The following is a 15,351-nucleotide window of genomic DNA, read 5'->3' as shown; positions in this document are numbered from 1 at the left end:
TCCACTTGCAACATTTTCCTCCGTCATTTTTTTCCAACCAGTAAAAGCCCTCTTTATACTTACCCTTTAGGTAAGCTTTACGAAACCCAATATTACATCGCAAATCTGAAAAAGGTACATTTACTTTAAAACGTATTATTTAAAATTTAAAACTCAAAAAAGCCGCGATTTCCGCGACTTCTTGTTGTACAGTTTTTTTATCATCTATTAATTTTCTCTGGTTGTCAATACAATCTCGAACTTAGAACCAGCTTCACCCGCGAACACAATGGTTCCGTTCTCAGGCAATACAATTTCATTTTTTCCACTGACCACTGTATGATTAATACCTACACCTGCTTGGTCATATACAGCAAATGCGCTGTTTGAAGACATCTTGACCGTCATTTCTTTACCTGCGGCCGATGCCGGAATTGAGTACCATGTAGCATGACCATTCGCTTGAATTGTTGTCTTCGAATATCTTCCCGCATAGATCGGTTTTATGATATCTTGAGCGGCATAGACATTGCCTCCGGCTGTAACGTATTCCACACCATTTTCCTCATAGAAATTGAACTCCATTGTGTCACGTCCTGCTAATCCAGGAATTTGCAATTGGTTTACGGCTTGGTTAGCTCCCATAATTTTATTGGTGTAGATATAACCAGGCAGCTCATTAAAAGTATGAATGGGAATGATCGGCATAGCTGCATTGTACAATGTGGATGTGTATTTTTCATTGACCAACACGTATGCTTTGCCTTGCCGTTTCTGCCATGCTGCCTTTACTTCTGCAGACAGTTCATTAGTTTCAAGCTTTTCTGCTTTATATTCAGAAGAAGCAACTTGTCCAAGTCCGGGAACAGACTGATACGAGCGAGACCACAAGTATGTGTTTCCGTTGACTTCCTGAACGAATTTGAGCTTTTCCGTACCCTCATCATTAATGAATGAGCCATCAGCGCTGTAAGTATATGTCTGATCTTGGCTGTTAGGAGACGACAAGTTAGATAGCGTTAATTGTCCACCATCCTTCACGGCCAAGTTTAATAACATGTTTGCACCACCGCCATACGTACCCGTATGCTTTGTAAGTTCCTTCGGCATGGTTGCTTTTACCGGTACACCATGTGACTTCTCCGGCTTACGCTCTAGAATAATATTCTTTTCCTCAAGCGCGCCAAGCAACAGCTCAGTTGCCAGCAATTGATCGGTTGAGCTGTGACCACCCGAAGAGGTTACGGCAGCAGCCATGTTATATTCCGGTAACACAATCAATGAGGAATGATAGGTTATCGTATTGCCACCTTTGCTTACTGCCTGAATGCCGTAATCATTAAAAGGAAACAGGTTCACGCTGTCCCATCCCAGGCCATAGCCAATGGACGAATCGCCTTCTTCCGGCCACATGCCTCTTTTGTATTCTTCTTGCTGCATGGCCTCTACAGATTGCTGTGAAAGAACCGTTTCAACCTCACCTGTAAAGATTTTCGAGAATTGGACTAGGTCTTCTACGGTGGAATAGATACCTCCCGACCCAATCATATTGGTAGTCTCTAATGGAAGTTTCTCCTCTTGCGACGAGGAATATGTTGCTGCCATTTGGCTAAGATCCACAATATCCTGCGGTGTTTTAGTATGATCCATCCCAAGTGGTTCCGTTATGTAACGGTGCATGAACGTGGTGAAACTCATGCCGCTGACCCGTTCAACCAGAATTTCAGCTAATGTAAAACCATCGTTACTATACACCGAGTATGCACCAGGATCGGCCTTCAGATGTTGCGTCGCCAATTGTTCCAGTAACGTATCATGTGCATAGGTATCATGATCTCCAAACAGAATTGCACTGTTACTTGACGTTCCGAGAAGTCCGGATGAATGATTCAGGAGCATACGTGGTGTAATCTTATCGTAACGATTGTCTTTCATTTTAAAGTCCGGGATATACTTCACGACAGGCTCATCAAGATCGATTTTACCTTGTTCCACCAGCTTCATTACGGCGGTAGCAAGTACCATTTTACTGGTTGAACCAATGCCATACATGGTATCAGACGAAAGCGGAATGTTGTTTTTTAAGCCATCTTTGCTGGCCTGACCGGAAATTACAATCTCGCCCCCATCCATCAGTGCGTACTGTACACTTGTCGTAGCGTATGATTCGGTAAGTATCTTCGCCTTCTCACTTGCTGCCTTTTTAGTTACATCATACGTAGGTCTACCACCATCACTGGTAGCGGGTGTGGCCATGGCCGACATTGGGGACATCATCGCAAGCACCAAGGTTATGGCTGCGATAGAACTTCGTTTCTTTCGTGTCAATCTCATCTTCTCCTGTCTAGTCTATGGATTAGGAATCTCTGTGGTAGTACTCCAGTAGTGTAACCGAACATGATGAACTATCTATGGCTTGAATATGAATCGAGTATGAACCAGCCAGGAACGACCAAAATAAATTGAACACATGATAAAGAACCCTTTAGTACAACTCTGTTTTGTTTACAAATCAAACTTTTTCCATGATAATATATCAATCAATGGAGTGCCAATAACGACCGTAAATACATAATTAAAAGCAATCCATAACGCCCCATATTGGAGTTGAATTTATGCTAAAAGTGAATCGAGATGACCCTCGCCCGATCTGGCAGCAACTTTTGGATCAAGCGATTCAACATATTACAACTGGAAAATGGAGACCAGGTGAATTATTGCTCCCATCCCGCGAACTCGCCCAATTGATTGGTGTTTCACGGTCAACCATACAGATTGTGTACGAGGAATTATTCAGCCGAGGGTATACGGTAACTTCCCGTCGGGCAGGGACAAGGGTTAGTGATTGGGCATACGCACCGCGTTCATCAGAAGAAACCACGATCCAAGGGCCGCTTCCTCCCGAACTGCCTGCACTAACCGAATCTATTGGTCATCTGCATCGTTGGTTCGGCAATAGAGACCGCCGTAAGATCGAGATAGATTTTAATCCCCACGAGCCTTATCTGGATGAAAGTTTCACAAAAGCCTGGAGGCAATCTTTTTTACAAGCTTCCACTGAACCCAATCTGGATCTTTGGGCTTACGGCGATGCCAGAGGTTTACTGGCGTTAAGAGAGCAGATTCAGCGTTATTTGTCACTTGAACGAGGCATTCATATCGAATTGGATCAAATCTTGTTAACGTCCGGTGCACAACATAGCATTGATTTAATCGCTCAGGCCCTCTTAAGTGAGGGAGATAGAGTTTCCGTAGAAGATCCCGGCTTCCCTGCTGCTTGGATGGCAATGAAACACCGCCGGATGCAAGTCGATTCGGTTCCAGTCGATGAGCATGGATTATGTGTAGATCGTATTCACCCAAAGACAAAACTCGTATATGTCACACCTTCTCATCAATGCGCAGCAGGTGTTATTATGTCAGAACCTCGCAGGCAACAATTAATGCACATGGCTGCTCATCATCGATATTGGATTGTTGAGGATGACTACGATAGCGAATTTAGGTACCGTGGAGATCCACTTCCGACTATATTCAGTCAGCAACCTCAGAATACGCTTTATATGATGAGTTTTTCCAAAATGGTTGCACCTGGCATTCGGCTATCCGCTATCATCGGGCCCAGAATAGCCATCGATCGTCTTACCCAAGTTCAAGAATTGACTTATCGTCATCTTCCGATTATGGAACAGTTAACGCTAACTCATTTTATTGAGCGTGGTCATTTTATGCGCCATATGAGAAGAGTTCGGAACATATACCGACGCAGACACGAAGTCATGACTAAAGCCATTGTTGCTTCTGGGTTAGGCTCACGATTTACATTAAGTGGTGTGGAAACGGGATTACATATGCTTCTAGAATCAGAAATGTCATTTGATGAAGAAGCGCTGACGAATGCTGCTCTTGATCAAGGTGTGCGCGTGTATCCGCTTAGTAGATATTGCCTGGAGAGTCATCGAAAAGGATGGATATTAGGTTTTGCGAAAGTGGATGAGGATCAGATTGAGGATGGCATACATCGACTTGCGAAGATTGTATTATGATGGAGAACATGCTCTCCAATTGGATTTGAAAGGATGTTTTTGCGATGAAAATTTTAGTGTTAGGAGCTACCGGACGGGTTGGAAGTCATTTTGTCGCTAGTGCCCTACGTTCCAATCATCATGTAACTGCACTGGTAAGAAGCCCGGAAAAGGTACATATCAGCGATGACCATTTCGTCCTGCTTCAAGGAAACGCTCTAGCCAAAGAGGATATTCATCACGCCATTCAGGGTGCTGATCTCGTTGTTAGTGCCTTAGGTACAGATGGAACGACTACATTATCACAATCCACGAAATTAATTGTTGAGGCTATGGCTCAGGAGCATATCAGAAGAATCATTACCATTGGTACAGCAGGAATATTGGAAAGTCGAACGGATCCTGGCTTGTTTCGTTTTCAATCCTCCGAATCCAAACGTAAGTCAACGCGCGCAGCTGAAGAGCATCTGGAAATGTACAACATTCTCAAGGCCTCAGAGTTGGAATGGACGATTGTATGCCCCACCTATTTATATGATGGAGAATCGCCCGGTAAGTATCGAGTTGAGCGCAACTACTTGCCAGACGGTGGAACTTCAATATCTGTAATCGATACGGCAGAGTTTGCTTATCAGCAATTAATATCTGATGAGTATGTGCAGTCTCGTGTAGGAATAGCCTACTAGGGCGTGTCTTAAACTTCACTTATGGTGTATCTCTTCTGTTCAAAAAAATAAGTTCTCAATTTAAGCAAGCAACATTAAAAGCCTGCAATTGTAATCCATCAGGATCAATTGCAGGCTACATATGTTTCTGCTCTTAAACTATTCAAGCCCTTCATATAAAGGGAATTGCGAAGTGATTTCGCGGACACTACCTAATATCTGTTTTTTGACATCCGAGTTCGTTGGATTCTTGAAGGCAAGCGCTATAAGCTGACCGATTTCTTTCATTTCCCTGCCTCCAAGCCCCCTTGAAGTCATAGCCGGTGTTCCAAAGCGGATACCACTCGTAACCAAAGGACTTGCCGTATCGTGAGGGATTGCATTTTTATTTGCCGTAATCCCTACTTCATCAAGTAAAGCCTCGGCTACTTTGCCTGTAAGATCAATGGATCGTAAGTCAACCAACACCATATGATTATCTGTTCCTCCTGATACAAGGGTGAGTCCTTCATTAATTAATGTTTCAGCCAATACTTTGGCGTTATCCAGAACACTCTCCATGTATGTTGTGAAATCAGGTTGTAAGGCCTCACCGAATGCCACCGCTTTCCCCGCTATGACGTGCATGAATGGACCACCCTGAATTGCCGGAAATACAGCTTTGTCGATCGACTGTGCCCACGGCTCCCCGCACAAGATGGCTCCCCCTCTTGGTCCTCGTAAGGTCTTATGTGTGGTAGTTGAAACAAAATGTGCATGTGGTACCGGGTTAGGATGCAAACCTGCGGCAACAATTCCCGCTATATGCGCCATATCTACAAAGAAAAGTGCTCCCACTTCGGCGGCAATCTGGGCAAATAATTCAAACTCAATGGTCCGCGGGTATGCACTTCCACCTGCAACGATCATGCGTGGACGATACTTATGAGCAAGTTTACGTACTTCGTCAAAGTCAATACGGCCCGTATGTGCATCGACACCGTATGGAACAAAATTGTACAATCTCCCTGAAAAATTAACAGGACTTCCGTGTGTTAAATGACCACCATGGGATAAATTCATACCAAGGATTGTGTCACCGATCTCCACCGAGGCAAAATAAACAGCCATGTTTGCCTGAGCACCGGAGTGAGGCTGCACATTCGCATGTTCAGCTCCAAAAAGCGTTTTAAGGCGGTGATTCGCTATCTCTTCGACGGTATCGACATGCTCACATCCGCCATAATATCTTCTGCCCGGATACCCCTCCGCATATTTATTGGTCAATACGGAACCCGTTGCTTCCATCACAGCTTGACTCACAAAATTCTCTGATGCAATCAGTTCAATCGTATTCCGCTGCCGTGCAAGCTCTTGCTGGACAGCATTTCCTATGACTTGATCTTGCTTCTCCAAATGTTTCATGAACATCTTCCTCTCAATAATGAACTTATCTATTCGATCCAAATCGTTTTTTGGGAATTCTACTATTCATTAGTAGATGCGCCATCATTCCTGCAAATAGTCCCCAAAATGCACCACCAACACCAAGTAAGGTCACATTGGCTGCGGTCGCCAGAAAGGTAATCAATGCGGTTTCGCGTCCTTTAGGGTCCGTTAATGCATTCGCGAGACTGCCACCAATTGTTCCTAGTAACGCCAGTCCGGCTAATGTTGCAATAAAGGTAGCAGGAAGAATCAAAAACAGTGCAGCTAAGGTTACGCCAAAAATACCAACAAAAATATAAAAGATTCCACAAGCAATCCCCGCTATGTACCGTTTTGTTGCATCCTCATGTGCATCTTTTCCTGTACATATCGCTGCGGTAATAGCCGCCACGTTAAAAGCATGTGATCCGAATGGGGCTGCAAGCAGTGATCCCAAACCTGTTACCGCCAGAATGGGATTGGCACTTGTCTTGAATCCATCATTACGCAAAACTAGCATTCCGGGCATATACTGCCCTGTCAGGGTAATAATGAACAGTGGTAGAGCAACGCCAAGTAAAGCATTTAACGAAAACGCGGGGAAAACAAATACAGGCGAAGCGACCGCCAATTGGATCGTACTGAAGTCCGTTTTTCCCATGCATATTAAATAAATCAAACCAACTGCCAATATGCCAACTATGGCGTAACGGGAAGTAAACCTTCTTAGCACGATGTAGGCGGCAAATAGCACAGTAACAAGCAAAGGATCAAGCTTAGCCCCTCCAAAGGCCGATATTCCAAACTGTAGCAAAATACCTGCTAACAATCCGGAAGCGATGCCTGGGGGAATAAGTCGAACAAAACGTTCAAACATGCCTGACATACCCAAAATAATAAATCCGACTGCTGAAATCATGTAAGCGCCGATAGCTTCTGGATAAGGGGTCACCGCTAATGCTGAAACGAGAAACGCCACACCCGGTGTAGACCAGGCTGTAATAATCGGTTCCTTGTATCGATAACTGAGCCAGATCCCCGTTACTCCAACCCCAATCGAGATGGACCAAATCCAGGAAGCCGTCATTTCCGGGCTTAAACCAGCCACTTTTGCAGCTTGAAACACAAGAATAAATGTACCCCCGTAATTAACAATCACAGATATTAAGGCGGCGATCATCGGTGAGATCAGATCGCGACCACGTAATGAAGCAGATGCTGTCTTCATATTTAACACGACCTCTCACTTAATCATCGATGCGTGTGTTTTCATTCCAGTAATATTCGTCTGGTAAATACCGTGGCCCAAATACACTTGTTCCTACACGAATCATTGTAGCTCCTTCTTCAATGGCGACCTGGAAGTCACCGGACATGCCCATCGATAAAATATCCATTTCTACACGCGGAATATTTTTCTCTTTAATTTGATTGCGAATACGGTTTAACAAACGAAAGCAATGCCGTGTTTCTTCATTCGTTGCATTCAGTTTTCCAATGGTCATTAAGCCCTTCACGTTCAACGTTTCGAATTGAGTTAATTGTTCTACAAGCTCAATGGCTGTTTCTGGAGAGGCCCCAAATTTACTTTCTTCGTAGGAGGTGTTAATTTGAACTAGAATGTCTAGAGTCTTATTCTCTTTGAGAAGCTGGTTATGTAACGCCTGCCCCAGCTTCAGACGATCTACGGAATGAATGAGCGTAACATATTTAACAACGTCCTTTACTTTGTTTGTTTGCAGATGTCCGATAAAATGCCATTCTACCTGTTTGTTTTGTTCCATAAGTGGAAATTTGTCCCGAAGTTCTTGAGCTTTGTTTTCTCCGAAAAGGACCTCACCTGCTTGAATAGCCATTTGTAATTTCTCTAGCGGTACAGTTTTGGTGGCGAGCAACAAGGTAATGTCCGATATGTCACGCCCTGAGGCCTGACAGGCCAATGCGATTTGCTGTCTTACCGATTGGAGATTTTCTTCAACTAGATGTTTCATGTCATTCGCCTTCTTTCTATTCCGCACAGGAATGAATCATTAAGATAAGCTTCCTCCTTATGTATTGTGAAGATTGTGTAGAACGTCATGCTAGTATATCAATCAATGGATTGGTTATACATATCCAAAAACATTCTTTTAGAGCAATCCAAAACAATAAAAACTACCATTCAATTGGGGCACCTTTTGTAGGCTTTTAAACGCCAATAGGTCCATTTGATGTGATGTCCACTCCTATAAAATGAAAAAAAGCCGCTAAATTAGCGGCTTGGTTATATCCCTATGCTCTTCTCCACAAGACGAGAAACATTGCATGTCATGATTTATTCGTTCACGTTTTCCTTCGTTACCAGCTTTAATTCAGCCGGGATCGATGGCTCCACCTGCTTGCCACTGAGCACATCCAGAGCAGCTTGCAGCGCCAGTTGACCAATTAGTACAGGCTGCTGAGCGACGGTTGCCGTCAATTTTCCATCTTTAATGGATTTGATTGCATCATCATTGCCGTCGAATCCGATGACCGGAATGTCTTTACCCGAGCTTTGAATCGCTTCAATCGCACCAAGTGCCATCTCATCATTATGGGCAAATACCGCTTGCACGTCCGGATTACCTTGCAGCAAGTTCTCCATGACATTTAATCCTTTGGACCGATCAAAATCCGCAGATTGTTTGGAAACCACATCGAGTTGCTTGTCAGCCACTTCATGGAAGCCTTTACCCCGTTCTCTTGTTGCAGAAGCGCCAGGCACACCCTCAAGTTCAATAACTTTGGCTCCTTCACCGAGTTGTTCCACGAAGTATTCCGCTGCCATGCGTCCACCCTTAACGTTATCCGAGGCTACTAATGCTGCCACTTCGCCTTTGTCTGCGGAGCGATCCAGCGTGATCACGGGAATGCCCACACTATTGGCCGATTGAACCGCTGTGGAGATCGCTGCAGAGTCAGCAGGGTTAATCAGAAGTGCACTGACTCCTTGCTGAATGAGATCATCCACATCGTTGGTTTGTTTGGCCGAATCGTTCTGTGCATCCACCACGATGACCTGTACTCCCTGTTTTTTGGCTTCAGCCATGACCCCGTCCTTTAGTGATACAAAGAATGGATTGTTTAGTGTAGAGATCGACAAACCTATTTTTTTCTGTCCGTTACTTTTGGAAGGGTCAGGTTTGGCCCATTCCGGTGGTTCCAAAGAGCATCCGGCCAGAACGATAATCATCATCACACTTACAAGTGTTATTGTCCACTTTTTCATATTCGCTTCTCTCCTTATGCTGTTTTCTTGCGGTCCAGCAGGACGGCAATGGCAATGACAATACCTTTCACAACCATTTGGTAAAATGAGTTTACTTCAAGCAAATTCAATCCATTATTCAGTACGCCGATAATCAGAACACCGATCAGGGTACCGACGATTCGTCCACGTCCTCCGGCAAGACTTGTACCACCCAATACAACCGCTGCGATTGCATCCAGCTCATAGGATGTACCGGCCGTTGGTTGTGCTGAATTCAACCGAGATGTCAAGATTGCACCTGCCAGAGCAGCGAGCATGCCTGTCAGGGAGTAGATCATAATTTTCACGCGATTAACTTTGATACCCGAGATAATGGAAGCCTTCTCATTACCGCCGATGGCGTACGTTTTGCGTCCAAAAGCCGTTTTATGCAAAATAATCCATAGAATCATAAAGGTAATCAGCATCGTGATTGCAGGTACCGGAATGCCCAGCAGGTATCCACGGCCGAACAGTTGGAACAACAGGTTATCCCCTAGTCCTGTAATTGGATTACCATTTGTGTACACCAACGTTAATCCTCTAAATATCGTCATGGTTGCCAATGTAGCGATAAACGGAGCCATTCTTCCTTTGGTAATCATCAGTCCATTCACCATACCCATGACACCACCGAGTGCTACCCCGATAATGATGGACAAGATTGGATCCAGACCGGACAACATCATGTTTGCCACAAAAGCACTGGATAAAGCCAGGATCGATCCAACTGACAGATCAATTCCACCCGTCAGGATAACAAACGTCATACCGAAGGCAATCAGTGCATTAATCGAGACTTGACGCAATAAATTCAAGATATTAAGCGGTTCCAAGAAACTTGGATTCAACACCGATACGATAAGAATAAGAATGATTAAGCCGAGCAGCGGTCCCAATTTTTGTATCACGCTTGAGAAACGGAACCCGCTTTTAGCCGTTTTGTTTTCCTGCATTGTTGTCATATCACTGTCCCCCTGTGGCCAATGTCATAATGTGTTCTTGTGTTGCTACTTCCCTTGCAACCTCGCCGCTGATGTGTCCTTCATGCACAACTGCGATACGGTCGCTCATGCCAAGTACTTCAGGTAGCTCCGACGAAACCATGATGATTGCAACCCCACGGTCTGTAAGTTCATTCATCAATTCATAGATTTCGCGCTTCGCTCCGACATCCACTCCGCGTGTGGGCTCATCCAGAATAAGTACGCTTGGACCAATACCAACCCATTTCGCGATAACCACCTTCTGCTGGTTACCCCCGGATAGATTCCTTGCCGCCGTCTCGGAGGATTGTGTTTTGATCTGAAGACGTTTGATCAATGTATCCACGAAATCTTGTTCTTTCGAAGCGGAGATGAAACCTTTGTTTGAGAAACTGAACAGATTAGTCAATGCCATATTCTCGCGAATGGAGAAGTCTAATACCAGCCCCTCATCCTTCCGGTCTTCGGTAATAAATCCGATTCCATGTTTCACTGCATCTGCCGGTTTACGAATGTTCGCTTTTTTGCCGCGGATGAAGATTTCACCACTATCCAACGTATCCAAACCAAAGATTGTTCTCATAATCTCGGTTCGCCCAGAACCCATAAGTCCTGAGAAACCGAGGATTTCTCCCGCTCTCACCGTGAAGTTAATATTCTCGAACAACCCTTTGCTGCTGGCATTCCTTACTTCCAGAACAACTTCACCATAAGAAGGATTTCGGACAGGATAACGCTCGGTAAGTTCACGACCTACCATTTTCCGTACCACTTCATCAAAGCTTGTCTGTGGAATGGGCTGAGTGTCCACCGTTCTGCCGTCACGCATAATGGTAATCCGGTCACAGATCGTGAATATCTCCTCCATGCGGTGAGAAATGTACACGATGGATACTCCGTCCTTCTTCAGTGAGCTGATTACACCAAACAGTTTCTGTATCTCGCGCTCCGTGAGGGCGGCTGTTGGCTCGTCCATAATGATAACCTTGGCATCTGTCATAAGTGCTTTGGCGATTTCTATCATCTGCTGCTGCCCGACAGAGCATTCTCCCGCAGGACGTTCCAATGGGATGTCAACGGACAACTTTTCAAACTGCTCTTTGGCAAGCGCTTTCATCCGTCTCGTATTAAGCAGCCCCAAGGATGATGTCATTTCCTTACCAATAAAGAGATTATCCAGCACTGTCATTTCAGGCCACACGTTTAGCTCCTGATGTATAAAGGTGATCCCTAACTTCTCTGCTTCCTTCGGACTTGCAAAATAGTTTTCTTCTCCGTCTATTCTGATGGTTCCTTGATCTCGCTCATGGAGACCAATCAGAATGTTCATCAGTGTGGATTTGCCGGCTCCATTCTCCCCCATTAAGGCATGAACCTCACCGTCTTTTAGTTCAAAATCCACTCCGCTCAACACCTGATTGGTGCCAAACGCTTTATGAATGTTTTGCATCTGAATATGCATTACGCAACCTCCTTTTAACCGAAATGGACTCCCGATTGTAAAATGCAATTGGCATACGGTGTCGCTTCGCCTGTGCGGATGACCGCTTTCACCTGTCGAGTTAATACTTTGAATTGTTCGTGGCTGACGGAAGCATCGATGGCTTCCTCACTGAACTTCTCCGTGATGAATTGCATAGCTGCAGGATTGCCTTCGTGAATTTCTTCTGCCACAATAATTTTTTCAATGACCATATCTTCTGCGATAAGCTCCACGACTTCCTGAAAACTGGGTGTTCCCAGTTTGAGGGCCAGATCGATTTTAACAACTCCGTCCGGTACGGGTAGACCCGCATCCGCAATCGCAATCATGTCCGTATGACCCAGATCAGACAGAATTTTGGAGATGTGACTATTCAACATGCCGGATCTTTTCATTACAAGCTCTCCTCTACTTCATCACGCGTTGGCATGCCGCCCTGCGCTCCGAACTTAGTGACTGACAACGATGCAGCCCGATTAGCGAAGCGTATACTCTCTTGCAACGGTTGACCTTCAGCCAAAGCAACTGCGAATGCGGCGTTGAACGTATCCCCTGCACCAGTCGTATCGACTGCCTGCACCTTATAAGTTGGGACTAGAATTTCCTCTGTGCCATCAAAATAACGAACCCCTTTACTGCCTTCCGTGATGAACAGTTTGTTCGCATATTGGCGCAATGCCTGTGCCGAACTCATACCGTGAAACAAAATCTCGGCCTCATGCTCATTTGGTGTGATATATGCAGCATTATCAATAACTTCTTGCGGCAATTTTCTCGCCGGAGCTGGATTAAGCAATAATGGTGTTCCGAACTCCGCACACATTGCACTGACATGAACAACAGTTTCCTCCGGGATTTCCTGCTGAATCAGTACGATATCTGCATTGCGGATCACTTCCGCTGCTTCATCGACATATGCAGGAGTGACTTCGCGATTCGCCGCTTCAACCACTACGATACTATTATCACCTTCCGCCAGAATGATATGAGCCGTTCCACTTTCTAAATGTGTAACCGGTTTCACATTTTGCGTATTTACAGCATTTGTTCTGAAGTTCTCTAAAATATCTTTGCCAAAAGCATCGTCGCCTACCCGGCCGATCATCGCAACCTCAGCCCCCAGTCGTGCAGCAGCGACAGCCTGATTGGCTCCCTTACCACCAGGGACCGTTTTGAAGCTGTCTCCGAGAACGGTTTCACCCGCCCCCGGCCGTCTTGACGAAGTAACAACCAGATCCATTGAACTGCTTCCAATTACACATATTTTAGCCATCTGATCTCACCTTTCTCGTAGTGCCTCGTTCGATGAAGCTTACGGGCAACTGTATGTTTTTGTTCTCTATTGCAGCTTGTTCCACAAGCTTGATAAGTAATCCCGCCGCTTCTCTTCCCATCTCGTATGCTGGCTGATGGATGGTGGACAATGCCGGCGATAACAGGCTGCTCATCGGTATATCATCGAAACCAATCACTTGGACATCATCAGGAATCTTCCTTCCAATTCGTGAGGCCTCATGCAGTACTGCCATGGCTGCGATATCATTACTGGCAATCACCCCATCTGTGTCCGCATACTTCCTGAATAATTCTTCAGCCCATATACCTGCCTCGTTAATTGAAAATGAGGTCGTCTGGATTACCCGGTAATCTAACCCAGCATCACGGATAATTTCTATCGCCCCTTCAAAGCGATCCTGAGCTGGTCTGATCTGTGACGGTCCTTGCATAACTGTGATCCGGCGACTGCCGCGTTGGATAATCTCCCTTGCAGCTAGTCTTCCACCTTCCCTGCCATCCGCATACACGGATGGACGATCAAGTGATGTTCTATCCAAAAACACGACAGGAATCTTCAGGTTTTTATATATTGAAGAATGAGGGTAGTTCGTTGAAGAGATTACACCGACCACATTGTTCTGGATAAACGTCTGGATGTAATCCTGCTCCTTCCGTTCATCCTCATCACTGTTTCCGAATATCAGTCTATAATCCTGCTCCTGCATCCCATCCTCTACACCGCGAGCCAACTGCGGAAAGTAGGGGTTGGCAATGTCCGGCAACAACAGGCCAATCAGTTTGGACTTGCGCTTATATAATGAGCGGGCCACTTCATTTGGCGAAAAGTTAAGTGCCTTCACAGCATCTTCCACTTTCTTGCGTGTATCCGCGTGAACATAACCTCTATCATTGATGACTCTGGATACAGTGGCAACAGATACGCCCGCCAGTTGAGCTACGTCTTTAATTGTTGTCATAAGTTGCTCTCCTCTATGTGTAACCGGTTACAGATATTAAATTATCATATTACTTTCGATTTGACAAGCGCTTTCATTCTGGAAATTTCTCCAAGTAAACATGAAAGTACATTGAAAATTCATCAGTGACTTGGCTTCTTCCCGTCTTATTTACTCTTCTCAGCTATATTAAGGAGTTAATTATCATTACAAATATTAGCGATATGTGATATGGTCAGTGAGGATATTAGATACATACATATGTGCATAAAATGTGAGGAGAAGATTGAAAGTGACAGACAGAAATACCCTTGAAAACCACAAACCGAGTAAATTTAGTGATCCCATTTTCGTCATGCTTATAGCGAGCCTTTGTTGCTTGTTATGGGGTAGTGCGTACCCGTCCATCAAACTTGGATATATCGCATTTAACATTCTGCCGGAAGACATTGCTTCCAAATACGTCTTTGCCGGATATCGATTCACACTGGCGGGCTTGCTGCTATTACTCTTGTCTCGTATCGTTCGAAAAGAAAAGCTGCAATTATCCAGGACTCAGTGGACAAGCCTTATCATGTTAGGTATATTGCAAACCGGTTTGCAGTATATGTTTTTCTACGTTGGCGTAGCTAATACGACAGGTGTCAAAGGTTCCATTATGAACGCAACGACGACCTTCTTCAGTGTTGTTCTTGCCCATTTCATCTATAAGAACGACAAATTAAGCAGAAATAAAATCGTTGGCTGCTTGCTCGGATTCGTTGGCGTCATTATCGTAAACTTCCATACCGATCTGCTTACTTTTTCCTTTTCATTTACAGGCGAAGGTTTCATTATTTTAGCAGCCCTTGTGTTTTCCGTTACAGCCCTTTACGCAAAACGTCTCACCGCGACCATCGATGTTCTAATCATTACAGGGGTTAGCCTGTTCATTGGTGGACTGGTGCTTACGCTGTTAGGTCTATTACTCGGCGGACGAGTCACTCATTTCACCCTGGAATCCACCAGTAATTTGATCTATTTGGCCTTGCTGTCATCCGTTGCATTTTGTCTATGGAATATGCTTCTTAAGTACAATAAGGTCGGAAGAGTATCTGTATACAACTTTCTTATCCCTGTGTTTGGTGCATTGTTATCAGCGTTATTCCTCGGTGAAACGATCTTGGAATTGAAGAATCTGGCCGCATTGTTGTTTGTATCCGTTGGCATCTACTTGGTTAATCGTGTACGTTCTGTACAAAGCGCCGAGAACACACCAATAAAATAACTAATAGTGTATCTTATGCACATTAAAAAAAGCCGCT

Annotated in this window: 13 protein-coding genes; 3 read left to right on the top strand and 10 right to left on the bottom strand. The window is 44.8% G+C overall.

All coding sequences use genetic code 11. From position 1 onward, the window contains the following. Positions 1-207 precede the first annotated feature (207 nt). Positions 208-2,313 carry a serine hydrolase domain-containing protein gene (locus tag MKY85_RS14405; RefSeq protein WP_342573109.1) on the bottom strand — a complete coding sequence of 702 codons (2,106 nt, stop codon included), beginning with the start codon at positions 2,311-2,313 and terminating at the stop codon, positions 208-210. A gap of 281 nt (positions 2,314-2,594) precedes the next feature. Between MKY85_RS14405 and MKY85_RS14400 the strand changes: the two genes are divergently transcribed. Together MKY85_RS14400 and MKY85_RS14395 are read left to right on the top strand one after the other, a co-directional pair. After that, positions 2,595-4,025 (top strand): PLP-dependent aminotransferase family protein, encoded by a 1,431-nt coding sequence (locus MKY85_RS14400; protein WP_342573106.1) that lies wholly within the window; start codon positions 2,595-2,597, stop codon positions 4,023-4,025. Between the two features lie 44 nt (positions 4,026-4,069). Further along, positions 4,070-4,690, top strand: a complete 621-nt coding sequence (locus MKY85_RS14395; RefSeq protein WP_342573104.1) for an SDR family oxidoreductase — start codon at positions 4,070-4,072, stop codon at positions 4,688-4,690. Positions 4,691-4,828: 138 nt separating this feature from the next. Here MKY85_RS14395 and glyA read toward each other — a convergent pair whose 3' ends face one another. The 9 genes from glyA to MKY85_RS14350 form a co-directional block, all read right to left on the bottom strand. Further along, positions 4,829-6,073 (bottom strand): serine hydroxymethyltransferase, encoded by a 1,245-nt coding sequence (gene glyA, locus MKY85_RS14390; protein ID WP_342573103.1) that lies wholly within the window; start codon positions 6,071-6,073, stop codon positions 4,829-4,831. Between the two features lie 25 nt (positions 6,074-6,098). Next, positions 6,099-7,304: a benzoate/H(+) symporter BenE family transporter gene (locus MKY85_RS14385; protein ID WP_342573101.1), complete on the bottom strand. Its 1,206-nt coding sequence runs from the start codon at positions 7,302-7,304 to the stop codon at positions 6,099-6,101. Positions 7,305-7,323: 19 nt separating this feature from the next. Next, the gene (locus MKY85_RS14380) at positions 7,324-8,067 is read right to left on the bottom strand and encodes a YggS family pyridoxal phosphate-dependent enzyme (RefSeq protein WP_342573099.1); all 744 of its coding nucleotides are present in this window, start codon (positions 8,065-8,067) and stop codon (positions 7,324-7,326) included. A gap of 323 nt (positions 8,068-8,390) precedes the next feature. After that, positions 8,391-9,323 carry a ribose ABC transporter substrate-binding protein RbsB gene (rbsB, locus tag MKY85_RS14375; RefSeq protein WP_339242634.1) on the bottom strand — a complete coding sequence of 311 codons (933 nt, stop codon included), beginning with the start codon at positions 9,321-9,323 and terminating at the stop codon, positions 8,391-8,393. Positions 9,324-9,337: 14 nt separating this feature from the next. Next, entirely contained in the window at positions 9,338-10,309 is a 972-nt protein-coding gene (gene rbsC, locus MKY85_RS14370; RefSeq protein ID WP_253435553.1) for a ribose ABC transporter permease, read from the bottom strand. A 1-nt stretch (position 10,310) separates the two neighbouring features. Beyond that, positions 10,311-11,792: a sugar ABC transporter ATP-binding protein gene (locus tag MKY85_RS14365; protein WP_342573097.1), complete on the bottom strand. Its 1,482-nt coding sequence runs from the start codon at positions 11,790-11,792 to the stop codon at positions 10,311-10,313. A 14-nt stretch (positions 11,793-11,806) separates the two neighbouring features. Further along, a complete protein-coding gene (rbsD, locus tag MKY85_RS14360; RefSeq protein WP_342573095.1) occupies positions 11,807-12,208 on the bottom strand; it encodes a D-ribose pyranase in 402 nt (133 codons plus the stop codon). Further along, positions 12,208-13,086, bottom strand: a complete 879-nt coding sequence (rbsK, locus tag MKY85_RS14355; protein WP_342573093.1) for a ribokinase — start codon at positions 13,084-13,086, stop codon at positions 12,208-12,210. The genes rbsD and rbsK overlap by 1 nt, the downstream gene beginning before the upstream one ends. After that, positions 13,079-14,068: a LacI family DNA-binding transcriptional regulator gene (locus tag MKY85_RS14350; protein WP_342573091.1), complete on the bottom strand. Its 990-nt coding sequence runs from the start codon at positions 14,066-14,068 to the stop codon at positions 13,079-13,081. Before MKY85_RS14350 ends, rbsK begins: the two co-directional genes overlap by 8 nt. Before the next feature lie 271 nt (positions 14,069-14,339). Here MKY85_RS14350 and MKY85_RS14345 point away from each other — a divergent pair, with 271 nt between their 5' ends. Then, positions 14,340-15,314 carry a DMT family transporter gene (locus MKY85_RS14345; protein WP_339261122.1) on the top strand — a complete coding sequence of 325 codons (975 nt, stop codon included), beginning with the start codon at positions 14,340-14,342 and terminating at the stop codon, positions 15,312-15,314. The last annotated feature ends 37 nt before the right edge of the window (positions 15,315-15,351 follow it).

This window comes from Paenibacillus sp. FSL R5-0749 (genome assembly GCF_038595085.1).
Classification (GTDB): domain Bacteria; phylum Bacillota; class Bacilli; order Paenibacillales; family Paenibacillaceae; genus Paenibacillus.
Note: the sequence above shows the minus strand (reverse complement) of the source record. Positions and strands in the feature narration are given on the sequence as shown.